The following is a 24,596-nucleotide window of genomic DNA, read 5'->3' as shown; positions in this document are numbered from 1 at the left end:
TGTCAGTATAACTCTGCAATGACTGAGAGTCGCTATCTCGCCTCAAGACTACAGTATCTCATTCAACTTCGCTTCCCACTCATCTTCTGAAAGGACTTCGAAGCGCAAGTCCTTGTCCTTCATTTCAAGACCAAGCTCGGTCCAAGTCTTGGACTTGGCCTGTTTGGTGCAGATATCGAAGATCTTTCTAATGTAGTCGGTCTTGAGATTACCGGCAAGGTGAAGCCCCTTTGTTTCGACCACGTACACGCGATCATAGTCGCTGGATTTCGATTTGTCGTTCGCAGTGAAGATGAAGTCGTGGTAAATTCGGTGCTTTCGCCATCACCAATCAACGTTGGGCAATGCTCGAACATGCGGTGGCGAGTCATCGACCGAGAATCTTCTCGACTATGACGTCGATCTCATCCATAGTGCCCTTCAAATGGTTGCGCATAGCGGCCCTTTGACGAGCGAGGGACTTTTGAAGCGTTGCCGTGACGACAAAGGCAGCAGCAGACCGGTGAGCTTCTTTTGAAAGTTCAGCGAGTCGTACATGAAGCTTATCAATCGATTTGTAAAGTGGGATGGGAAGTTCGAGAACCTTCTTGTGTACGTGACGTTCCCCTTGAAGACCCATCGATTGGAATGGCTTTATCAATTCGTTTACTGGATTGGAGTTCAGTATTCCGGTCAGGAAGTCCGCCTCCTCTTCGGATTGAAAGTCAGCCCGATAGAGCGTATGGTCGTTAACAAACTGGGTCGTCATTGTAGAAGTGTCAACCCGAGTAGCGCAGACATCAGTTCCGGCAGCATTATATAACACGATGTAGAGGGCGTTTGGGATTTGAGAAGTCAACCCCCGATTGTAATCGAGTCTCTCATAGATGCTCTGATTCCCGGCTTTGTCACCACGCTTTGTTGCCCAGATTTCTTCGGCTTTCCCCATCCACTTTGCGAATTCGCGAAACCCCTGTTTGCGCATTGTCTCGACGCTTACCAACAGTGGTTTGCCATGAGTGACCGACAACGGGAGTACGACAGGCGCCGGATTCAGCATCACGAACGGTAGGACATGTTTAGAAATCGAGGTCAAAAAAATGAATCGCCCCTCGACTTGACCTTTGAGAACTACATCATCGTACGGCTTCTTTGCCAGCTTCGCCTGTTCCGGGTCAGTTTCCGCCGAATAGAGCTTGTCTGGGTCAATTCGACTCGTCAAACCTTGAATTCGAACAAAATAGAAACTACGCGGGACAATGGTGGCACCCTGATTAAAGCGACTAAGATACTCGCTGGGCAAGCTCGGCTCGGTTGAACCAGATGACGTAGATAGGGCATTGCGTTTCCCGATGTAAATCAGGGACGCATTAGTTTCGCGCTTTTTCAAGTCAGTTTTCGCCTGTGCCCAACCAACATCGCGATGTTGCAAATGACCTGACCATTCTGTCGCTGGAATAGTGTAGCTCATAGTCCCAGCAGGCTGTTCCTTTGTCTTCGTTGCAAAGAGAACACAGGTCGGAACGCTGAACACAGGTGCTACCTCTTTGAGATCCCAATACCCATCAATCAAGAAGGGAGCACGATATTTGCGTCCTCGCAGCGTCTCGTGCTGATCTGCAGAAAGAACACTACGGGGCATAACGAACCCGAGACGCGCACCAAGCTCGCCAAAGGTTGTTAGGGAGTGAGCGAGAAAGACCGTGGCCAATTCCATTTGCGTGAACAGTTTTTGAGACGTGGGTGCGATAGCATACTGATCGACTGCCCGAAATTTGATTTCGGCTTGATAATTTGGGTCGGCAATGTAGCGGTAGGACAGCCACGGCGGATTTCCAACAATATACTTGAATTTCTCCCGCAGCATTGCTGGTCGATAGCCATTGCGTACTATAAATGCCCAAATCGAGTTTTGCTTTTTTGTGATTAGTCGACTAAGTGTCTCCGTAAAATCCCAAAGGGCGGTGATTGCTTCCTCGGAGTCATTTAGCTCCACTAATCCGGGAACTGCCTTTTCCAAGTATCGCGCAAGACTTTTGCGACTCTCCTTTTCGCTTTTTGCATGGTCCAAGGCAACCTTCGCACACGCATTGATTGCGGGGTCAAACAACTCTGCATTGGTAATGAGTTCACTTGGGATAATCACTGATTGCCCGCCAAACTTGACTTCAAACCCAGGCTTGCGGCCCAACTCGTACTGTTTGACATCCCCTGGTAAGAATAGCGAGTCTGCCAAATACACAGGTACTTGTACCGGTCGCTTTGCAGACTTCAAGAGCGGCAGAATTGCAAGTAAGTAAGTTGTCTTGGCAATAGTGACAGCAAGCGGGTGGATGTCGATCCCTACCACGTTGTTGAGTATCGCCTTCAAGCTCTCCGGATTACTACTCGCCGGATTTGATTCGAGTTGATGTGTAATGGCTGCATGAAGAAAACTACCGGAGCCGCACGATGGATCTAAGACACTCGCGAACCCTTTGCTTGGAAGAAGCTCTGCTATGATTCGGTCGCAAAGCCAATCGGGCGTGTAATATTCTCCCAGATCATGTCGATCTTTGGGATCAACCAGCTCCTGGTAAATACCCTTGAGAACGTCCTGTCCAATTCTACTCAAGTCATAAGTACGCATTTGTGCAATTATTCTCTCCCAAATGGGTCCCATAATATCCTGGGATTTGTGATGTCTCACCCATTGGAAGAAGTCATCTTCGACCAGGTTCTCAATTCCCTTTGTGCGAAAGTACTCTCCAGAGAGAATCTCGTTGGCGATGTCACCAAATTTGCCGCTCGACTTGCCAGACGACAATGCAGCCCAAACGAGAAAACGAGCAACACTGGCCAGATAAGTATGCTTCAAGAAGAGAGTCGTAAGTTCCTCCGACTCATTCCCGACGCTACCATAGGTGACTGCCAGATAATTGCGCCAAGTCTCAAAAGCCAATTTTGGCTCCGGCGATTTGCCAATTTCTGTCCAAGCCCGGCGCAACGATTCCAACGCGTCTATGTACGCGGGGCTCATCGCTCCGAAATCAATGCTGAATCGTTCCGCAGTCGGGTTTGTGGCTTCGGTTCTGAACAAGAGGCTGGTCAACCATATCCAAAATTCTCGGAGTTTGTCTGGAGTAAGAGTCACCTCGTAAAATGGCTCAAGTACTATTTCGTCTGGTCTGGGAGCTCGCTTTTGATCCTGCTTATGCCGAGGTAGGAAGGCCTTCCACTCGATACCATCGGTAGCGACACAAAGTAACGCTCGAAAGGGCTGTCCCTCTTTTGACCAGACGCCTGATGCGTATTCTCGTAGCTGCTCTTTGGCGATGGCTTCAGTCGACTTTAGCGAATTCTCGAACTCGATAATGACATTGCCGTAATAAGCATCAATCCTACCCTTTTTCACGCGATCCTGAAGGTTGATCCTTACGATCTTCTCAATACCTCGCGCCACGTCGATTGACGCAGATGTTCCTGTAAAGAGGTCACTGATGAGTCCCATGAAACGATGAGTCTTTGCAGACTCATTGGAGAGTCTCGGGATTTCTCTTAGGTAGGTAGAGAGAATGCCCTCAGTCCTTTTGTCTAAGCCTTCCAGACTCGTTCCCTTCTGTTACTGGCGCAAGTGGATTTTTGCTCAAGTTGATCCAGCTTTACCTCCGACAGTCGATCTGTCAATTTGACTCAAAAAGTAATGCGATTCAGGGAGAGTTTGCAATCTCTTTCTGATTAGTTGCAGGTGCATCATTCATCATTCAGACTTTGAAGGTAGGCTATCATCGAGGCAATCTGCGCCTTATCGACTTTTCCCTTTGGAACCGCACCAAAATCCATCTTTCCTACGATTTCGATGACTTGGTGGGTATCAAGCATACCGTAAGTCATAAGCGTTGTGCCAATGTTATCGTGGCCGAAGTTCTGGCTCAAGGCTCTTATCTGCTCGGCGTTTTTCGCAAAGGGGGTGGCAAGGCGGATTGCAGCACGGCGGAACAAATGCGGTTTGAAATACGGCAAATTCGCTTCTCGTGAGCGATCAAGTATAATCTTCCGAATGGGCGAAGCTGTTTGCCAAAATTCCGGCTTCACCCCACGTGATTCAAAGGAGTACCCGCCTACAGATTGCCGAATGTCGGTTTGGGGAAAAAGGGGATCTGTTGGTTTGAATTGCTTTTCATTCACAAGGTAATCGTACCAATTGAGAACAACTCTTACGAGAGATTCATCGAATTGGAGAAGTTGCGAGTAAATGGTCTTTCTTCGTTTGGTTTTGACGCCCTTTGCAGGGTCCTGCTTGATCAATAGCGTGGTCCGGTCAAAACAAACGATAGGGAATGACGCCACTGCTAAGTCTCGCATTCCGGTCAGCAAGAGGTACGCGATGAGCGCAGCATCGCGCTTTCCGATTTCGCCTGATTGATCGATGGATGCCACAAGCTGCTTCGTATGTTCGAGTGACGGGGATTCGGCATATTTAGGAGCGGTCGCTTCCCGGATCTGATTTTGATCGAGGTTCAGATAGTCAATCGAATCTCTCAAGTTTTGTATCTTGAATCCCGGTTCGCCGGTAAGCCATTTGACGAAGCCTCGGACGTGCCTCAAGGTGTGATAGTTGCTCGTCAGGGAAATTGGTCTGCCTCTGACCTGTTGCTCTGAAAGCCACTTCTTGAACGCCACTGCTTTCGCAGGCGACATCAGCCCATAATCTTCAGAATTGGAATATTGGTCATATTTGAGAAGCGCTCCCGAGATCGAATTGATAGAGTCGTCCGAAAAGCCGCCAGGCTCTTTCAACCGATCAAGTACATTTCTTGATTCTCTCATTTTCCGAGTTGATCATCATAACATTATCCTGCTTTCAAGTCAGTGAATACGAAGACCAATTTCCCACACTCTAATCCTCGCTGCTGCTGCACCGGATTCATTTGTTCTCTTTGTCGTTCCAGGTATTTGTCAGTCGAAATCAAGTTCAGATGGCAGCCGCAGGTCTGACATGATGCACGGATCATGACTTGTAGCGCCGTCTTGCCAACACGTTTGTTTGTAACTTCAAAAGTAACGGAATCAGGTCTTGGTCTTCTGGGTTCGTGACATCTTGGACAGTAGAATTCGCCGGGTCTTAGTTTGTGACGCCCCCGATCTCGACGCTTGGTGTGGAATGCCTTGATGATATCACCCCGAAACAAGAGAGGTCGATTGTTGGAATTGTTTGGTGTGAGGCCCGCCTTATGCCAGGCTTGGACGGTTCGTACGTGGACTTCAAAGTTCAGCAAGCTCTGCCATGGTATAGGACCTCGCAGATTTGATCTTCCTAATCCGGTTGTAAAGTGACCGCTTCAGGGCGTTCCCTCTTTCGGTGGAGAGCCAGCAGCTTCCTGCTGGATGGCGTCGGAGTCGTCTCTTGGCGAATCAACTTGCCCTGTCCACTGATTGGCGGGGAAGTCGATTGAGTTGACTCTTGGGCTATCACTTTGCGGGCAATGATCCTCGCGAGCAATTCCAATCCTCCCTGAATGCCCTCGTTATTGATCGTCACTTCATGATCTCGAACAGATCGTCAAACGTGGTCTCGGGAAAGTGCTCGAGAATTCGGGCACGCAGACTTGGCGATGGAGTTCTCTGTCCGGTCAGTAGTTGCGACATGTAGCCGCTGGATATGTTAAGTCTCTTTGCCAGCCAATTCTGCGAAAGGTTCTTTCGTGTCAGGAGATCAACAATCGTGTCGAGTCGGAGCTTTGTACGGTTCATGATATCTTGCATAGCCTCGTTAACATTTGCTTACAATAGAAAGACTTTGCTAACTTGACAACAAGTCCTAAATCTAAAATTGTAAAAACTGCTTGCATATGTTAGCAGATTCTGTTAGTTTAGATGTACCTAACAGGAGGGTTGGTGAGCAAAATTGGAGCCTATTTGAAGGCGAGGAGAGAGGAGCGTGGAATGACGCTCCGCCAGGTCGAGGAGCTGTCAGGCGTCTCTAATGCCTATCTTTGCTTGATCGAAAGCGGAAAACGGAAAGACCCACATCCACGGATACTTAAGAGCCTTGCAGCGGCATACGGAGAGGATCTGGAAGAGTTGATGAAGATCGCTGGATATCTTGACGCAACCGTGCAGGAGCAAGACAGATTCGATGTCGAAGAGTTATTTCAGCAAGCGATGAAGGACCAGACTGTAAATGTTGGTCACAGATTCAGAGGTGATCTAAGTTTTGAAGCCAAGAGAGTAATAGCGAATCTTTACCGCGAGCTGAAGCAGAAGGGGAAGGGGAAGAGCGGGGGTTAGAAATGCTGGAGCAGGTTCAAGTAGCTGTTGACAAATCGTTGATGAACTTCTGCGATCACTTCTGGAGAACTTCAGGTCGGCGTCGAATCAAGGACCCAGAGTATCTCGCGATGGCGTGCAGGCGTTTCTATGGAATCAAAGGGCATCTTACACTCAAGGGCTTCAAAAGGCTGCTCTTGGGAACTATGGGAGTGACCGCAATAGTGCCCTATCCGCAGACGCTGGACCCGGAGGCATGTTCAACAAAGAAGGTGACGAAATCTTCATCTTTGTTCGCCCTGACGACTGAAGAGGTCCAGCTGTTTACCCTCGCCCATGAATTGCGCGAGATTCTGGGAGCATGCTTCAAAGACATTCACCCAAAGCTGGTCGATGCACGCGAAGAAGACCTTGAAGCTCAGGCTGATGCATTCGCAGCCACAATCATTTATGGAGATGACGCCTTTGGACTGAACGTGTTCGAACACGGTCTCGATCCGATTAGACTTGGGAAAATGTACAATAGGTCATACCGTACGGCCTTAACGCGCATCATCCGCAACTTAGCCAAGTTACCACGTCGCTTCACGTTCTGGGGAGCCATCTACGAGATAAGAAAGGATGTGCCGGAAGGTTTCCTTCGTTCAGGCGGTGCGTTTCGAAATCCTAAATTTGACCATAAGTCGCGAGGCATGATGCCCAACGCCCTCTTTGCTAAGCGGGGACAATTGGTGCCAATCAAGAACCATTTGAAGCGTTGTCTGACGCAGAATCGCTCGCTGTACATTGAGACCTTGACAGGCCTCGACTATTGGGAGAAGTATCCACTTTCTGTTGTGATCCGTCCCCATCTGAGTGCAAAGGGGATCGATAGACTGATCGTGATTGCGATCTTGAAGGAGGATAATTCAGCATTACGACAACAGATTCTCCGTTGTCGGCCAATGACCATCGAAAAATGGGACCAGACCATTTAGGGACAAATCATGAAAGCAGTACTCTACGCACGTGTCTCTTCAGAAAAACAAGCAGAGAAAGATCTTTCGATTCCAGCGCAATTGAAGGCGCTGAGAAAGCACGCTGAGTCGAAGGGATATGATGTGGTTAGGGACTACGTCGACGAAGCTGAGAGCGCTCGTACAGCCCATAGACCGGCATTTCAGGAGATGATCGCAGCCTCGAAGAATAGAGTAAAGCAATTCGATGTGATTTTGGTCTGGAAGCTCTCGCGGTTTGCCCGCAATCGCGAAGATTCTATCATGTACAAATCACTTCTGCGAAAGCATGGAGTCCAACTTGTCTCCATCAACGAGCAAATCGATGATACTCCAACCGGTAAGCTCTTCGAAGGCATGATCGAAGTCATGGACGAATTCTATTCTGCCAATCTTGCACAAGACACAAAACGCGGTATGAGGGAAAGCGCAAGCAGGGGCTATTTCAGCGGAGGGACTCCACCGATTGGATACTTGATTGACCGATCCGAGAAGGGGGCAAACGGCAAGGGTCGATTCGTTCTTGATGAGAATTACTCGGGTGTCATTCGGAGAATCTTTGACATGGCTCTTTCAGGCAAGGGAGCGAAGGAAATCACGAAGAGTCTGAACTCGGAAGGTCTAAAGAACAATCGAGGTAAGGCTTGGAATAAGAATGGTGTCCTGTACATTCTTGGCAATGAGCTGTACACGGGTACGCTGATTTGGGGTCGAAAAGACAAATCTCAACAGCCAATTAGGAGAGAAGACAACCATCCAGCAATAATTTCGATGGACCAGTTCGCAGCCGTTCGCAGACTTGTGGGTAGCAAGAGCCCTCTCCGTGCAGGCCAAGATCGCTTACGTCGGATTACCTACTATCGGCGCTGATTTACTGTGGCAAATGCGGATACTCCCTGCAAGGTATGCCAGCCAAGTCCGGGCGATACCACTACTACGGCTGCCTCAATTCGATTCGGAAGGGCAAGACTGAATGTAGCGCTTGCATGATCAATCGTGACAAGATTGAGTCTCTGGTTATCGAGCAGTTGAAGCTTCGTGTTTTAACTGAAGACAATCTGCGGGATCTCTTGAGGCTTACCAATGAGGCACTCGTCGAAATGCAGACATCAGACTCCGACCAAGTTTCGGAGTTAGAGCGCCACATGGAAAGGGAAAAGCGAAAGCTCGACAATCTCTATAAAGCTGTTGAATCAGGCAAGGTCGACTTGGAAGACCTGGCACCTCGAATCAGGGAATTGAGATTGAGTGTCGATGGGTCAGCACGGAAGCTTGCGGAGCTTGAGTCGTCAAGTCACCAACCGCTGAATATTTTGACCAAGCGGGAATTGCACGAATACGTAAGCGACCTTCGGCAGCTCTTGTCTGAGGGGTCGATCTTTGAGAGAAAGGGGTTCATCAGGTCGTTTGTGAAGCGAATAACTGTCACCGGCAAAGAGGTATCAATAACCTATACTTATCCGGAACCTGAAGTGACAAAAGGCAATGGGAATAATGGCAGCGGAGGAGCAGTTCTGTGTTCTGCAATAAAAAGCTCCCCGGGCCGGGCTCGAACCAGCGACCCGCTGATTAACAGTCAGCTGCTCTACCGACTGAGCTACCGGGGAGTGTATTTGCTTCTAATATCGGGCGCCAATATAAACAATTAACCATCGCTGTCAAGGAATTTGCCCTCAGAATTGGTCGGACTAAATTTACGAAGATTCCGGCAAATATGAGCATGGTCCGGCGAAGCAAACTCGTTGTAGCGTATTGCAGTTCTTGCCAAATCCAGTTTGCTTTGCGATACATTAAGACATGACCCACTTGGCTCCGCGCCGTCACCGTATACTCGCCGAAATAGGCCTTCTTTATGCAGCCGCAATTTGGGGTGCGACTTTCTTCATCGTCAAGGATGTCATTTCTTTCATCGACCCGGTCGTATTGGTCGGGTATCGCTTTGCCTTGGCCGGTGTCCTATTGGCTGGTTATCTCGCGATCAAGCGAGTGCCAATGCTCGTGGGACTCAAAGATGGTCTGATTCTCGGCGTTATTCTCTGGGCTTTGTACATTCCGCAAACCATCGGATTGGGATTCACTTCCGCCGCAAACTCCGGATTCATAACCGGGCTGTTTGTGGTGATTGTGCCAATTCTCGCGTATGCCTTGTTTCACAAGAAGCCTTCACGCTGGGAAGCCGTAGCACTCGTTCTTTCGCTTGCCGGTCTGTGGTTCCTCACAGGAGGCATAAGCGGAATGAACTTCGGCGATCTCATCACGTTGATTGCCGCATTCTTCTATGCGCTGCACCTGCTTTACTGCGACAAGTACATGAAAGCTGGTCGCGACCCGATTGTTATCAGTGCCCAGCAGTTCTTGCTGGTTGGAGCACTGAGTTTTGTTACCGCATGGTTGTTTGATCTGCCGTTTTCGATCGGTAACCGTACCTCGATTCTAACAGTCATCTTCCTTACTTTGCTTCCGACACTGAGCGCCTTTCTGATTCAGCTGTACGCCCAGAAGTTGACCTCGCCGTTTCGTGTGAGTCTGATCTTCGCGCTCGAGCCGGTGTTTGCAGCGATTTTTGCGTGGACTCTCGGTGGCGAGGAGTTCGTCATACGCAGCGCTGCCGGCGGGCTGTTGATCTTCGTCGCGATGATCGTAGCCGAACTACCGGCAGCGGGTGTGAAGAAGTAGAAATCAACGGTTGGTTTTCTCACCGACTATAGCCCCGACAACTGAATCGAATGAGGATACTCGATCTTGTAGCTGATCGAGACAGTCTCTTTGCCGCTTGGCGCCAGTTTGACCTGCCACTTCGCTTTGTTCTCACGGTCTGTTTCAATTGGCTTCGGGACGATCGACTTAAAATCAATCTTAACCCGACTATCGTTGCTTGTAAATAATGCCTCTTCAAGTTCGACAGTTCTCTCGAAACCGGACTTATTGACCAATGTGATAGTCACCGTCTCGGAATGACCGCGTTTGTCGCCGTCTACGGAATTGAGCCGGTCATTGATTTCGCGTTTGATCTCGATCCCATCATCGACTCCAAATGGCATCCCGAATTCTTCGTCGGGAAGCACCAGGTATGGCGAATTGAATCGGCCGATGTAGTCGTTCTGCGCGAACAGGTTAATTGTCCCCGGCAACAGCGGCACGCCCGTTGCGTTTTTCATTTTCATGAATCGAAAGACATTTTGAAAGTTCTGCGGACGAGCAATCAAAGTCTCGTCTCCATCCAGAACCCACTGGGCAATCGTGGTCCTTGTGCTTTGTTCACCGGAGGGAATTGTCTCCGGCTTCAAGACGATGAAACTGGTTGAGAGTGATGTGGACACCGAGTTGACAGCGACTAGACCCCGCCCGGCAGTCGACAACTCCTGTTCGGAGTCTAAGCAACTCGCTGACAGTTGCTACTGGCATGTTCTTGATGTCTTCGGCTCTAATCTGGCTGAGATCAGAGACCCGAAGGAGGTCTCGTTCTGCGATGACTATTTCATATTCACCTTTCTGTATTATACCAGACTCGCTGTTACCATATTCAATGTCAAATCCTTCTCGAGTCGCCAATGTCTTGGCACTCAGCTCACCGGGAAACATGATTCGATTCGGCGATGTCGTCGACAGAGTCAGCTTCACGTCTTCCCAATCCTCACCGGTATTCTGAGTTACCTGCCCGAAGTAGCTTAACTCGACGCTATCGCTGTCGATCAACCGCGCATTGTAGATCGGCGACCAACTTGCTTGTGTTACAAGATAAGCAATCGACAGATGCGATCGACCCGCAGATTCAACCTCGACGTCAATGGTGACATGCCTGGTCTGTTGCATTGCATCACTTTTCAGTCGGTTAAGTTCAGCTTCCAATTTGGAGCAACGATTGCTGATTCCCGCAGACTCAAGACCGATGGCACGAAGGGAATCGACCACAAAACTCAGGTTTCGCGAAATGAATGTGTACGCTTGCTCCCAATTCTTGGCGTCAAAAGCTACCTTTGTCATGTCATCGCTGAGCGTCTTACCCGCATTCGCGATGAGTTGATCGAGCATCGACTTCTGCATTTCCAGTACCGACTTGCGGTCATTGAGTGCAGCCAGTTGGTGATTGTAGAGAGTATCAAGAATATGGTTTAGCGCCTCTATTCGCGCACTATCGAAGGGCATGGAAACAATTGCGTGCTTCAATCCTTGAATCACCATGTTCTCTCCGGTAGCCGACGCTCGAATCGACTGCTCGTCAGCGATCAGAGGAATGTCCGGTATCGTGATAGAATGACTGCCAACCGCTAAATCGACTTCAACGGTTCGGTTGACAAGCGCACGATCATTGAAAACTGTCACGGAAGTTATCTTTGAGTCGAGTTTCGTGTCTACAGCCAAAGCCGTGGCACCAATCGACAGCATCGCTACGGCGAGCAACCAAGAAGTTAACGATTTGTACAACATGGGTTCCTCCCTTATGAGTAGATGGTTGTTTCGAACGTCTGCGAATCGGTGGTTGCTGAATACGAAGTCACCGGTTTTCGCCTTCGCATTAGCCTCCACCAATCAGAATACAGGCGGAAATTGGGAATATTCCCGTTGTTGCACTCATTATTCACCTTGCTTATTTCGAGCCATGCAGTTGATTGTATCTGTACTGTCGAATCCACTATCCGATCGAATACTCGTCACTTGGTTGCTGTCGCAACCCCAGGAGAAATTGTTATGCTCCGTATGGTCTTAGCGCTTACCATCGCTATCTCGGCAATTTGGGCGGCACTGCTGATTGCCCAGACCCCGCCAAATGTTCGGGTCAATTCAGTGACCACCAATCTGCAGAATGAAGAACAAATCTGGATCAGCCCTCTCAATGCAAACATAGTCGTCGCCAATTGGCGCGACTGGCGTCTCGGATTCCGTCGTGTTGGCGTGGGATATTCGTCAGATGGCGGTGCAACCTGGAACGACGATCTCTTCGTCGATACACCGTTCGACCGCCAATCGGATCCGTGCATGGTTGGAGATCGATTCGGAAACTTCTATGCGAATCATTTGAATTATGACAATGTCGATCAATACAATAATAGCCTGATAGTAGTGATGAAATCCACCGACAATGGCGTCAGTTGGTCGACGCCCGTTCCAACACATCCAGCGAACAGCAATACCTTTGAAGACAAGCAGTTTACGGCAGTTGATAGGACCGGCGGCGCCCATGACGGCAACTACTATGTGTCGTGGACGCGTTTCCCGAATCCAACGCGCATCATATTCGTTAGATCGACCGATGGGATTACCACTTTTGACGATAGCGTTAAGCTTAGTAAACCAAACTTCGAGCCGCTCTGCAACGACGATATCGACGCCGGGCAGTTTTCGATACCGATAGTTGATGCCGATGGTGATGTGCACGTGTTCTGGCAGGGTTACAAAGTATCTCCCGGATGTCTATTCGAGTATTGTATCCGCCACGTCATGTCAACTGACGGCGGCGCCACATTTTCACCGGATACCATCGCGTTTGTGACGAACTACGGATACTACAATGTTGACGGCGGTGTTAACACATACGGCATGCCGAACGGAGATTGCGATATTTCCGGTGGACCCTATGACAACACCATCTACATCTCGCAATCGCAATGGGCAGATGGTTACAATGATCGAACCAACATTATCGTCCGCAAATCAACCGACAAAGGTCAGACTTGGAGCACGCCGGCCGTCGTCAACGATGACGACCCTGAATCGTTGATCGATCAGTTTCATCCGTGGCTCTATGTAAACGAAGACGGTGTTGTGCTGCTGCTATTCTATGACCAGCGCGATGATCCCGTTGGTCACACACTGTTCAATGCATACTTCTCCGCGTCCTTTGACGGCGGCGAGACTTACATCACGAACAAGCGTATCTCTGATGTTTCAATAAATCCGGCGTTTGCTTCGCCCGACAAAGTAAATGTGCCTGATGATATTCGCGAAGAAGATGGCACGATGCTGCTCCAGCGCCAGCCAGCTCGCAGTCCGATGGCGGGGCTGTTTGCCGAATACATCGGGATTCACTCCAAGCGTGACACGATTTCAACGATTTGGACGGATACCCGAAACGGCAATCAAGATGCCTATTCAGCGCGCTTTATCATGCCGTTTCAAAAACCACGGCTCTATCTTCCCGCCGACGGCGATACGAATATTTACCCGTCGCCATCGTTTCGCTGGTCAACCAGTTGGCACGAGTGGAATGACACCTACCGTCTTGAAGTCAGCAAACAGGCAAATTTTGCGACACTTGAGTACTCGATCGACAGTCTGACCAACAACGATTTTACTTTCTTTGGTACTCTTGACAGTACGATCCACTACTGGCGGGTCAAAGCGTTTCGTAATGTCGGGGCGGATTCGACGGAGTATTCGGACACATACACATTCGGAAGAACATTGCCTCCGACCTACCTCTGCGGTGATGCCGATGGGAGCAGCGCAATATCGGTTTCGGATGTCGTGTATTTGATCAGCTATATCTTTTCTGGTGGTCCAGCGCCGATGCCTTTGTTATCGGGCGATGCCGATTGCAGCGGCGGTGTGAACATCTCCGACGCTGTATATCTGATCGGTTACATTTTCTCGGGTGGCCCCGCGCCTTGCGCTTTGTGTAAGTAATCGATGTTTCGGGAGCCCTTCTTTCATAAGGTCGGGCTCCCGACTCGAGTTCTTTCCCCCTTGCGTTTACTCTAATTCCCGCCGTTATTCTTAGCATGTCAACAAGCGGTACACTTTACATTGTGGCGACACCAATTGGCAATCTCGGCGACATGACCTATCGTGCTGTCGAGACCTTGCGGCAGGTCGATCTCATTGCGTGCGAAGATACACGCACTTCGCAGACGCTTCTGCATCACTTCGACATCCACAAACCGCTCGTGTCCTACCATAATTTCAACGAGCGCAAAGTCACCGAGAAGTTGATCAGTCGACTCCAACTTGGAGAAAACATCGCTCTCATTTCCGATGCAGGAACTCCGAGCATCTCCGATCCGGGATTCATCATTGTGCGCAGCGCCATTGCCGCGGGAGTTCCGATTGTTCCCATTCCCGGTGCTTCGGCGGCAATCTCTGCTTTGGCAATAAGCGGACTTCCGACCGATGCGTTTATCTTCCACGGTTTCTTGCCACAGACTCAAGGTAAGCGCCGGACAGTAATCGATTCATTGGCCGATCGGCGAGAAACGATTGTCCTTTATGAGTCGCCGTTCAAGATTCACAAATTGATAGAGTTGCTCTATGAATTGCTCGGAAATCGACAAGTAGTTCTTTGCCGGGAATTGACAAAGAAATTTGAAGAGACGATTCGCTGTGATCTGGAGTCGTTGCGGACGGCGATTGCTGGAAGAGTTCTCAAAGGCGAGATTACATTGGTAGTCGAAGGTCGCACCAGAAAGTCGGAGCGCAATGATGAACAGGAAGATGACGACTAATTAGCTGCCGAGTTGATCCCACTACTCCGTTAGAAATCAAATCCTAAATTCAAGTAGAGATTGTCTGTCCTCTGTTCGGCCCTGCCATAACCAAAGGAGATCGGGCCAAGCGGAGTATCGAGCGCCAGTATTATTCCAAAAGCATGACGCAAATTCTCAAATCTGATATCCTCCAATGTCCCAAATACATCCCCGACATCATAGCGGCCACTCAGATAGAAGCTATAGATGGGACCAATTCGCAGTTCCAAACTGCCCAACAAATACTTGTCGCCGACAAGTTGATCGGTTCTGTAACCGAAGAAAGTACGGCTGCCCCCGAGATAGAAGCGATCGTAAATCGGCAAGTCCGTCTGAGATAATCCAATCGCGGCGCGCGGGTGCACGTTTACTTTCCTTCCCACCTGTTGGAACGATTCAATCGTACCTTCGAATTTTCGTATGACTTCATCGCTGCCAAGAATGTCCGAAGAAGCCTCTGCCGTCAGTTCTAAAGTTCCACCGCGAGTCGGGAAAGTGTAACGGTCTTTTGTATCATATTGTAGCGAGCCAATCAGAGACGCAACGCGCCGTTCAGACAACGGTCCATTGGGAGGATTCGTAAACCGGATTTGTTCGTAACGCGCGGTAACTTCCAGTAGTCCAAGTTTGAACAGCTGTTGGCCAATACCAAGTTTTGCGCCCCACCGTTTGACTGTCCGATGTCCGAATGTCTCATCGCCATCGAAGAGTCCGATCTTGTCATTCGAGTAGTATGCCTGGAATTTATAAGTAACAAACGTGCGGAAAATTCGGTCGGCACGAAGCTGTAGTTGGTAAAGCTTTCTTCGCTCCGAAAATCGTGTATATCCCGATAGCTCATGACCGGTACCAAAGAGATTGGAGTAACCGACACGCAGAAATGCCTCGGGATGATACTCCTCGTGGTACCGCGCACCAAGCCGGGCAAAGGTGAATTTGTTCTCCTTCACAATTATCGTCATGTGGACGCCACCGGAGCGTTCCTCCAATCGCAAATTGACGTTGTCGTATAGACCGGAGTTGTAGATTTCCTGAACTCCGCGAATCGCGCGATTCTTGTTGTAGAAATCACCGATATGCAGCGGCATATAGCTGGTAACGACCCACCATCGCGTCTTGGAGTTTCCTTCGACAGACATGCTGACAATCTGGCTTTCGTCAACGACAATCGTGAGATTCGAGTGAGTCGAGTCTGTCCAAGCGCCCTTGATCTGTGCAAGATCGTAGCCCTCTTCCCGGTAGAAATCCAGGATGTTCTTGTATAGACTTCGTAAGTCGTGAATCGTCTTTACTGGACTCTTGCGAACATTGGCAACCTCCTGCAAAACCGAGTCTTGATAAACACGATTGCCTTCAAAGGTCACATCCGTAATTGTCGGGAAGGGCAGTAGCCTCAATTCTAGACTTGTCGTGTCTACACCATCAAGATGGTACTGAACACTCTGGTACTTGCCTGTACGGAACAAGTCGAGCAAATGCCCCTTTAGCTGATTGGAGGTCAGTGGTTCCCGACTCATTTCGGTCAAAATACGATTGTCAGAAGCGGATAACTCGCGAGAGCGCGCGTCTGCAAAATCAACTTGCCCGATTATCATTGCAGAGTCTTGGGCCGACTTTTGCGCAATCAGCTTCAATAACCCGGTTAGCATTTTCTGCGTGCTCGCGTAGCCGCGTCGAATCGCCTCTTGGCTCAATTGGAAATCGGTTGACTTGATTCCACTCAAGTCGGGAGCGATGACAAAATCCGCATCGTCGAGCAATTCCTCACGAATCTTGGAAGAGAGAATTGTTGTCGTCTGATTGGCGATATCGATCGGATCCGTAATCTCGCTCCGGGGCAATAAGTCCGACGACGTGTTAATCGCAATCACGAAGTCGGCACCGATGCTCCTTGCGGTCGCAGTTGGCACCGGTTCGAGCAATCCGCCGTCCATAAGCAACTGGCCATCCCGCTCGAGAGGCGTGAAAGCAAGTGGTACACCCATGGTAGCCCGCAAGGCTTCCGCCAAAGAACCGCTGGTGAAGACGACCTTATTGCCTGAGACGAGGTCAGTAGAAACTATGGCAAGGCGCCGTTCTAAATTCGCGAAATTGCCGCCCGAGAAATAACCAGAGCTTTGAGTCAGCTCGCTGAGAACATCCACCAACTTCTGCCCGGTACTTAGAGCCGTCGGTATCTGAGGGTCCACGCCATCGAATCGGATTGACACCAACCCGCCTTCAGTCTCAGTACGTCTGGTGAATAGCATCGTTGTGCGCTGTGGCTTGTCCGAGAAGAAGGTACTCCAGTCAATTGCAAGCGCCTCTCGCTCGATCTGATCTAGGGTCATCCCTGTTGCATAGAGACCGCCGATTATTCCCCCCATCGATGTACCGGCAACTACGTCGACTTCGACTCCGGCCTCCTCGAGTGCTCGCAAGACACCGATGTGTCCAAATCCTCGTGCACCTCCCCCGGATAGGGCAATACCGATTCGGAATCCTCGAACATTGTGATTCAAGCTCCGATCAAGGGATTGGGGTGACAAGTCGTTTAGCGGTAACGAAAAGTCGCCTGCCGATTGGGCGTAGAGCGTTGTAAGCAGAAGCCCTGAAATTACTGCTGCTTGAAGAATGGTCCGGAGCATTTGTAGTCCCACAACGACAAGTAATCGCTACTTGACCCGAACATCAAGCGCAAAACTGTTTGACTATCACAAAGATGCGGTCTATGATGAAGATATGTACCAACTATCCCAGGCATTGGAGAAGGAAATCCGGTCAATGACTTCGCGTCACGGGCGCAAGAAGTCCGACAAGGTGCTAATTGAAGGTATACGCTCGATTTCTGCAATGATCGAAAGAGATGTAACTCCCGAGTGTATTGTCGTTTCACCACGAGATTTATCCGAACCGGGCAACCAGTTCCTCAAGACATTGGCTTCAAAGCGAATTTCGTTGTTTGAATGTGATGCGAAACGTTTTACGCATCTTTCCGATACCGAGCATTCGCAGGGCATCATCGCTTTGGTCAATCGAGATTCTCTGCAAGCGCCGGAGGCCGCGTGGCGGCGAATTCGTCTTGCCGTCTATCTCGATAAGGTCGCTGATCCCGGCAATGTCGGGACCATTATTCGCACCAGTGCTGCGCTTGGCGTTAGCCTTATCGCCTTGTCTCCCGGGTGCGCTGATATCGCCAATCCCAAAGTGTTGCGCTCAACCGCTGGGGCTGTTTTTGCAATGCCTATTGCGACTGAGATTTCGGCCGAAACCCTGGCAGTTTATTTGAAGTCTAATCAAGTAGAGCTAATCGGGGCAGACGGTGACGGATCAGTCGAAATCGATAGCTTTGAGCCCAAGTCCAAGCTGTGTATAGCATTAGGAGCAGAGGCGGAGGGGTTAAGTTGGGAAATCCAAAGTATCTGCAACCCGGTGGTAAAAATCCCTATCGCGAGGGAAGTCGAATCATTAAATGTAGCATCCGCGGCGGCAATTCTAATCTATCAAATGAGCCAGAAGATGAAGTTGTTGTGAAACCAGCGGGGAATATGTATCGTAACAATAAGAGAATGAATAATCTACGAATTTTGACGCTGGTTGGGTTGATTGGACTCTTCCTTGGCACTTCGTTACAGGCACAGCGCCTAATCCGTGTCAGGCCCGACCGGTATGAATCGGCGGCAATCACCAAGACGATTTCCCTTGATCGTATCGAAAACCTCTCGTTTACGTCGTCTTCGTATCTGGGAGGGCGACTCAGCATTCGTGCTGTCGACATACCGACTGCGCGGATTACCTACAAATTCCAATACAAGGTAGAATCTGAGGAGCAGGCTGAAGAATACTCCGGCTTCGTTTCGGTTGCATTTGAAGACTTGGAAAACGAATTCGCAATCTCCGCCGAAACAAGGCCGTCACCGCCGTGGCGGGGAACTGATTATTCAGCGGGCGTGGAATTCGAGATTGAGGTTCCGCTCAAGAACAGCATGAAGATCTTCGCGCGCACATCGCTTTTCGAGATCGACATTGAAGGCCCGTTTGCCGCAGCCGACATCTCCAGCAATTTCGGCGACATCACACTGCGTAAAATCACCAACAAAGTGAACGTCTCATCCGATAACGGCGCAGTCAATATCGAAAATTGTTCCGGCCCGACGAAAGTGACGACTTCCAATCGCCCGATAAATCTGGTGAACGTTGACGGCCAGCTCGGCTCGATACGTTTGCGCAATCAAAATGGCAGGATTTCACTTGATTCTGTGCGGGGCGAGGTAGACGCACGAACTGAATTCGCTCAGATCAGCGCTACCCGCATGCGATTTGAGTCGGGGCGGTCCACACTATCAACTGAAAACTCGAATATCAAGCTTGATGCAAGTGTCATAGCCGGCGACCTCGCCGTTCGCAGTGAAAACGGAAAGATCGAGATGACGGTTCCTGAGTCCGTCTCGGCAGCAGTGATGCTTCAGGTCGATCAAGGAGGTCGTATCTATACTCGCCAGCTGCCAATTCGTGTTGACAGAATCTCGCGAACCTTGCTTCAAGGTCAAATAGGTGACGGGCAGTACAAAATCGAGGTTGACATGACAGGCGTCGGCACGATAAATTTGGAAGGCACTCGCACGGCGTCGTTATCCAACCGCTGATGTTGATGCCGACCTCGTAGCGAAAGGCTGACCTTGTCATTGCGCATCATTCCCATTGTCATCATCTGTTTACTATTCTCGTCGATTCTCCATTCCGACAACCTGCCCCTGCAACTGTCGCTGAGATTTCCCGATGTGCCGCGAGCCGCTATCGCAGGCAGCGACGCGCTCGTACTCAATCCGGCCGCATTGTATCTCAATCAGCCGCTTTCCGTCGCGGGATATCACAGCTTTGGCAAAGATGATTTCTCCGGTGACAACGGCTACTTAATTTCCGCGGCCGGACTCGGATTTGGATATCAGAGACTATCGCTCGGCCTTGGCGACCCGGTGAAGCGTCTCGATTTTGCAGCTTCGAGCAGGTTGTTTCGCAATCTTTACACTGGAATCTCATACACATATTACAAGTCAAACTGGAAAGACATCGATAAGGCTCACTCCTGGAACTATTCGTTCCTCTACCATTTTGGCCGAAAGGCAGCAATCTCGCTACAAGCTGAAAACATCAATAAGCACCGATTCTACAGTGAGAAGTCGGCAGTCGGTTACATTTTCAGCGGAGCCTACCGCCCGATAGGTGAGTTGATCACGATTGGCGGCAACGCCAGCATGTACAGCGGACAGAAGATCAGCGATATCGATTGGCGCTTATCCACAAGAGCAAACGTCAGAAAAGGTCTCGCAGTCTTCGCGGCACTTGGAAATGACGGCTCTTTTGGGGTCGGCTTGGAGCTTCAGTTTGGGCGTGTCCAAGCTGGCGGGGAGAGTTTCTGCGACAATGATGCGAAGTATACCGGTTCGACACTGTATGGAAGTTTGTCCGCTGCCAGCCGCGAACAACTGATTAGCCACTATCGTTCGATTCTTCATGTCGATTTGGCCGGTGAGATTCCAGAAGAGTCAATCAAGCCGTTCTTCTGGAAGAAAGCGCCGCCTACAGTCTATCAGAAACTATCCAAAATTGAAGCTGCCAGAACCGATCCGCAAGTCAGCGGCTTGTTTTTGACCATCCGTAATCCGCAGATCGGTTGGGGGCGTCTCGCTGACTTCCGCGAAGCTGTCAAGGACTTTCGCGCTTCCGGCAAACCGGTCGTTGCGTATCTGGGGCCCTCGTCTGGTAACGGCGCATATTATTTGGCTTCTGCATCTGACAAAGTATACATGCTCCCGGTGGATGCCCTTTACTTAACCGGTCTGCGCGCCGAAGTCACATTCTACAAGGGTGCAATGGACAAGCTCGGCATTGAAGCCGAAATGGAGAGATCCGGCAAGTACAAAAGCTATCCGGAAGTACTCACCGACACAACCATGAGCCCGGCGTTTCGCGAAGCCATTGAGGTATTGCTCGACGATCTTTATGGTCAGATGCTTGCCGAATCTGGAGCCGACCGCAATATCGAGGTCGCCAAACTAAGCGCGCTTATCGACAGCGGACCGTTTACATCGGTACAAGCAGAATCACTGCGACTTGTTGATGGTCGATTCTATTCTCATGAACTTGAAGCCAAGATCCCGGAGATGTACGGCGAATATTATGGAATTCTCTCCGAATCAGAATACATGCACACACCGAGATTCCGGGAACGCTTTGGCGAGCCGCCGCAAATAGCCATCATTGCCATCGACGGAGGAATCGTTAAAGGAGCTTCAGGATTCGACTATCTGGATGGCTCAACTGCCGGCTCGGCGACTGTTGTTTCTGCTATCAGGTCTGCCCGCCAAGACAGCGATGTGCGCGCTATAGTCGTTAGGCTCAATACTCCCGGCGGCGATGCCATTGCTTCCGATTTGATCTGGGCGGAACTAAGTGAAGCCCGCAAATCCAAACCAGTGATAGTATCAATGTCCGACGTCTGTGCTTCCGGCGGATACTACATCGCGTCTGCCTCAGACAAGGTCTTTCTTCAGCCTACGACAGTTACCGGCTCAATCGGCGTTTTTTCCGGCAAAGCCAATATTGCCGGACTCTATTCCAAACTTGGACTGCATACCGAGACCGTAGTCCGCGGCAAACACGCAAACATGTTTTCGCTGACTCAACCACTTACAGATGAAGAGCGTGCTATCGTACGCCGGCACGTCATGGATATGAACTCGCGATTCATTTCAGTTGTCGCTGAAGGTCGTATGCTTTCGATAGACTCAGTCGCGGCAGTAGCGCAGGGCAGGACATGGAGCGGCGAACGCGCGCTTGCACTTGGTTTGGCGGATACAACCGGAAGTATACTTGATGCCGTCGAATTGGCGCGGCAGAAGTCGAACATTCCCGACAATGATTTTGTGGTTGTCGAAATGCCGCAGCGACGACTGATTCCAAGATTGACCAGTTTGGCGATGGCTGCCTTCACAAAGACACTGGGTATTGAAAACAGCAATCCGTTGGCAGCGTTGAGAACAGGCTTCCTTTCTGTGGATCGTACCGATCTTCAGATGCGGATGCCGTATAATCTCTCGATTGAATGATACTTGTCTACTAACTATCCTATAATGTTAAGGAAGATTTTTTCCACAGTGGAGGAACAATGAAGAAACTCTTGTTATCACTGGCAATACTGATGCTGCTGACAGCGTCGGCATTTGCCGTGCAAGAATGGCCCGTCCAGAAGTACACGCTGAAGAACGGACTGACTCTATTGACGCTTGAAGATGCGTCGACGCCCGCCGTTAGTTTCCAGGTCGGGTATAACGTCGGATCAAAAAATGAACGCCCGGGTATCACCGGTATCTCTCACCTCTTTGAGCATATGATGTTCAAAGGAAGTAAAAACTTCGCCGACAAAGAACACGATCGCCTTGTCCAAAGCAGCGGCGGTATGATCAATGCCTACACTTCCAATGATATGACGGTTTATCATCAGGAGTTCGGCAAGGATCAACTCGAACTTGTTGCCAGACTCGAAGCTGACCGGATGCAGTATCTCACAATCACCGACAAGCAACTCGCTTCCGAACGCCAGGTCGTGCTCGAAGAACGCAATATGCGCATCGACAATTCGCCTTTTGGCGATGTCCTTGAGCAGTTGATGGCCAACGTCTACCTTGCTCATTCCTATGGTTGGTTGACTATCGGTTGGCGCAAAGACGTCGAGAATATTTCACTGGAAGACTGTCTCAATTACTATGGCACCTACTACAATCCGGCGAATGCCGTGGTCGTTGTCGTTGGAGATGTCAAGAGTGCTGAAGTTCAAAAGGTCGTTGAAAAGTACTTTGGCAAGATTCCTGCCAATCCGAAAATTCCTCGCCCGATCTATAATGAGCCGGAACAGAAAGGCGAGCGTCGCGTCTCGTACCACAAAGTCTCGCAACTACCGTTGTTCATCGCCGGCTATCAGTGCCCGGCGGCTGGTCACGCAGACAGTTACGCGCTAGACGTCCTTTCGGCGATTCTTTCCGGTGGAGAGTCTTCGCGCGCATATCAACGCATGGTTTACAAGGACCAGATTGCTATAGCTGCAGGAGGCCAATATCAGTCGATGGAGCAGGGTGGAGTGTTTTTTGCTTTCAGCATGATGCAGCCAGGCAAGACGACAGCCGATGGCGAGAAGGCGTTGTACGAGGAAATCGAAAAACTCAAGACCGAGCCCGTTACCGCTGAAGAGCTGCAGAAAGCCAAGAATCAAATCGAAGCGCAGTTCTACATGGGCAACCAGTCCAATGATCAAAAGGGAAGCCAGCTCGGTTACTTCCAGACGATCATGGGCGACTACAAGCTCATCTTCCAACAGGCAGATAAATACAACGCCGTTACTGCCGAAGACATCATGCGTGTCGCCAACACCTATTTGGGTGAGCGCAGCAGAACCGTAGTAAACGTAATTCAGGAAAACAAGGGCGCTGCCCCGATGGGTATGTAAGGAGAAATTGAAGTGAAACGGAATTATATACTTCTACTATTTGCGGCTGCGCTTCTGCTGACGAGTGTTCAGCCGATTCTCGCCGCCATTACTTTGCCGACGATGACTGAGAAGACGCTCGACAACGGGCTCAAGATCATCGTCGTGGAAAATCGCGAACAACCGGTAGCTTCAATGCGCTTGCTCATCAAGTCTGGTACTGCCGCAGACGGCAAGGGCAAGGCTGGACTTGCAGACCTGACTGCCGGGCTACTTCGCAAAGGCACCGCGACCCGCGATGCGACCAAGATTTCTGAAGAGATCGACTTTGTCGGCGGCAATCTCGGCGCTGGAGCTGGACTCGATGCGACCAACGTTACATCCGAAGTGCTCACCAAGCATTTTGATGTTGGTTTGACCCTGCTTGCCGATATCGTGCTCAATCCGACGTTTGCAGAGGCCGAAATCGAGCGTCTGCGCAAGCAGACCATGGCGGGTCTTATGTCGCAGAAAGATGATGGCGAGACCATTGCCAACATTCAGTACGCTCAATATCTGTTCGGCGAGCACCCATATGGCCAGCCCGGCAGCGGCACAATCGAGTCAGTCTCCGGCATTACGCGCGATGACATCGTTGGATTCTGGAAAGCAACCTACGTCCCGGAAAATTCGATTTTGTTTGTGGCCGGCGACGTCGTTGCCGCTGATGTCATTCCCAAGATTGAAGCCCAGTTTGGGGGGTGGTTGAAAGGCAACCTTGCCAAGATTGATGTCCCACCTGCACCAAAAGTCAACGGTACGAGGGTTGTGCTGATTAACAAAGCTGATGCTACCCAGTCCAACGTAAAGATCGGACATCTGGGCATCGACCGTTACAATCCTGATATCTATGCCGTGCGTGTGCTCAACTACATCCTCGGCGGCGGCGGATTCCGCTCTCGCCTTATGGACGATATTCGCGACAAGCGCGGGCTCACCTATGGTATCAGCTCGCAGTTTTCTTTTGACCGTTATCCGGGTGAGTTCACTGTGTCGGTAGCGACCAGAACCGACTCGACCGTGCAAGCGATTGGTGCAACGATTGAGCACCTCAAAAAAATCCGCGAAGCCGACGTTACCGCACAAGAGTTAAGCGAGACGATCTCCTTCTATTCCGGTTACTTCCCGCGCCAGTTCGAGACGCCGGAACAAGTAGCCAATCAACTTTCAATTGTTGAGCTGTACGGCTTGCAGAAGGACTATCTCGCCAAGTACATTGACAACATCGCAGGAGTCACTGCCCCGGCGGTTCGGTCCGCAGCGCAGAAGTACATTGATCCGGAAAACCTTCTGATTGTCGTTGTCGGCAAAGCCGACGAGTTACGCGACAAGCTGAAAATCTTCGGTACTGTCACCGAGATCGATTTGTTCGAACTGTAATTCTGAGTCGACAAAACAACAGCCCCTGTCCTT

At 50.2% G+C, this 24,596-nt stretch carries 18 protein-coding genes, 1 tRNA gene and 1 pseudogene; 12 read left to right on the top strand and 8 right to left on the bottom strand.

The annotated features are described in order from the left end of the window. Nucleotides 1–48: 48 nt before the first annotated feature. The 4 genes from IPH59_17525 to IPH59_17510 form a co-directional block, all read right to left on the bottom strand. Nucleotides 49–243 carry a hypothetical protein gene (locus IPH59_17525; protein ID MBK7093487.1) on the bottom strand — a complete coding sequence of 65 codons (195 nt, stop codon included), beginning with the start codon at nt 241–243 and terminating at the stop codon, nt 49–51. Between the two features lie 124 nt (nt 244–367). Continuing rightward, nucleotides 368–3,373 (bottom strand): N-6 DNA methylase, encoded by a 3,006-nt coding sequence (locus IPH59_17520; GenBank protein MBK7093486.1) that lies wholly within the window; start codon nt 3,371–3,373, stop codon nt 368–370. Between the two features lie 338 nt (nt 3,374–3,711). Continuing rightward, nucleotides 3,712–4,788, bottom strand: a complete 1,077-nt coding sequence (locus IPH59_17515; GenBank protein MBK7093485.1) for a site-specific integrase — start codon at nt 4,786–4,788, stop codon at nt 3,712–3,714. 708 nt (nt 4,789–5,496) lie between these two features. Further along, entirely contained in the window at nt 5,497–5,712 is a 216-nt protein-coding gene (locus IPH59_17510) for a helix-turn-helix transcriptional regulator (GenBank protein ID MBK7093484.1), read from the bottom strand. Nucleotides 5,713–5,856: 144 nt separating this feature from the next. On the opposite strand from IPH59_17510, the gene IPH59_17505 reads away from it, so the two are divergent. The 4 genes and pseudogenes from IPH59_17505 to IPH59_17490 all read left to right on the top strand — a co-directional run bounded on the left by IPH59_17505 (nt 5,857) and on the right by IPH59_17490 (nt 8,257). Then, entirely contained in the window at nt 5,857–6,249 is a 393-nt protein-coding gene (locus IPH59_17505) for a helix-turn-helix domain-containing protein (GenBank protein MBK7093483.1), read from the top strand. Nucleotides 6,250–6,251: 2 nt separating this feature from the next. After that, a complete protein-coding gene (locus tag IPH59_17500; GenBank protein MBK7093482.1) occupies nt 6,252–7,205 on the top strand; it encodes a hypothetical protein in 954 nt (317 codons plus the stop codon). 9 nt (nt 7,206–7,214) lie between these two features. Continuing rightward, on the top strand, nt 7,215–8,093 hold the full coding sequence (locus IPH59_17495) for a recombinase family protein (GenBank protein ID MBK7093481.1): 879 nt from the start codon (nt 7,215–7,217) through the stop codon (nt 8,091–8,093). After that, a pseudogene (locus tag IPH59_17490) lies at nt 8,090–8,257 on the top strand (recombinase zinc beta ribbon domain-containing protein). The gene IPH59_17495 and the pseudogene IPH59_17490 overlap by 4 nt, the downstream one beginning before the upstream one ends. A gap of 500 nt (nt 8,258–8,757) precedes the next feature. On the opposite strand, the gene IPH59_17485 reads toward IPH59_17490, so the two are convergent. Continuing rightward, nucleotides 8,758–8,830 (bottom strand) — tRNA-Asn (locus IPH59_17485). Between the two features lie 190 nt (nt 8,831–9,020). Here IPH59_17485 and IPH59_17480 point away from each other — a divergent pair. Further along, nucleotides 9,021–9,899, top strand: coding sequence for a DMT family transporter (locus IPH59_17480; GenBank protein ID MBK7093480.1), 879 nt, complete (start codon nt 9,021–9,023; stop codon nt 9,897–9,899). Nucleotides 9,900–9,925: 26 nt separating this feature from the next. Here IPH59_17480 and IPH59_17475 read toward each other — a convergent pair whose 3' ends face one another. Continuing rightward, on the bottom strand, nt 9,926–10,543 hold the full coding sequence (locus IPH59_17475) for a DUF4139 domain-containing protein (protein ID MBK7093479.1): 618 nt from the start codon (nt 10,541–10,543) through the stop codon (nt 9,926–9,928). After that, entirely contained in the window at nt 10,482–11,651 is a 1,170-nt protein-coding gene (locus tag IPH59_17470) for a mucoidy inhibitor MuiA family protein (GenBank protein MBK7093478.1), read from the bottom strand. Before IPH59_17470 ends, IPH59_17475 begins: the two co-directional genes overlap by 62 nt. A gap of 261 nt (nt 11,652–11,912) precedes the next feature. Here IPH59_17470 and IPH59_17465 point away from each other — a divergent pair, with 261 nt between their 5' ends. Next, complete coding sequence (locus IPH59_17465) at nt 11,913–13,847, top strand: hypothetical protein (GenBank protein ID MBK7093477.1); 1,935 nt, start codon at nt 11,913–11,915, stop codon at nt 13,845–13,847. A gap of 95 nt (nt 13,848–13,942) precedes the next feature. After that, nucleotides 13,943–14,662, top strand: a complete 720-nt coding sequence (rsmI, locus tag IPH59_17460) for a 16S rRNA (cytidine(1402)-2'-O)-methyltransferase (GenBank protein MBK7093476.1) — start codon at nt 13,943–13,945, stop codon at nt 14,660–14,662. A 29-nt stretch (nt 14,663–14,691) separates the two neighbouring features. Here the strand turns inward: rsmI and IPH59_17455 are convergent, their stop codons facing one another. Further along, a complete protein-coding gene (locus IPH59_17455; protein ID MBK7093475.1) occupies nt 14,692–17,310 on the bottom strand; it encodes a BamA/TamA family outer membrane protein in 2,619 nt (872 codons plus the stop codon). 94 nt (nt 17,311–17,404) lie between these two features. Between IPH59_17455 and IPH59_17450 the strand changes: the two genes are divergently transcribed. The 5 genes from IPH59_17450 to IPH59_17430 are packed head-to-tail and all read left to right on the top strand — an operon-like array spanning nt 17,405 to nt 24,563. Then, nucleotides 17,405–18,196 (top strand): RNA methyltransferase, encoded by a 792-nt coding sequence (locus IPH59_17450; GenBank protein ID MBK7093474.1) that lies wholly within the window; start codon nt 17,405–17,407, stop codon nt 18,194–18,196. A 35-nt stretch (nt 18,197–18,231) separates the two neighbouring features. Beyond that, nucleotides 18,232–19,308, top strand: coding sequence for a DUF4097 family beta strand repeat protein (locus IPH59_17445; protein ID MBK7093473.1), 1,077 nt, complete (start codon nt 18,232–18,234; stop codon nt 19,306–19,308). 33 nt (nt 19,309–19,341) lie between these two features. Further along, nucleotides 19,342–21,771, top strand: coding sequence for a signal peptide peptidase SppA (gene sppA / locus IPH59_17440; protein MBK7093472.1), 2,430 nt, complete (start codon nt 19,342–19,344; stop codon nt 21,769–21,771). Nucleotides 21,772–21,830: 59 nt separating this feature from the next. Then, nucleotides 21,831–23,165 (top strand): insulinase family protein, encoded by a 1,335-nt coding sequence (locus IPH59_17435; GenBank protein MBK7093471.1) that lies wholly within the window; start codon nt 21,831–21,833, stop codon nt 23,163–23,165. A gap of 12 nt (nt 23,166–23,177) precedes the next feature. Then, complete coding sequence (locus IPH59_17430; GenBank protein ID MBK7093470.1) at nt 23,178–24,563, top strand: insulinase family protein; 1,386 nt, start codon at nt 23,178–23,180, stop codon at nt 24,561–24,563. Nucleotides 24,564–24,596 lie beyond the last annotated feature (33 nt).

This window comes from bacterium, from assembly GCA_016708315.1.
In the GTDB taxonomy this organism is placed as follows: domain Bacteria; phylum Zixibacteria; class MSB-5A5; order CAIYYT01; family CAIYYT01; genus JADJGC01.
Note: the sequence above shows the minus strand (reverse complement) of the source record. Positions and strands in the feature narration are given on the sequence as shown.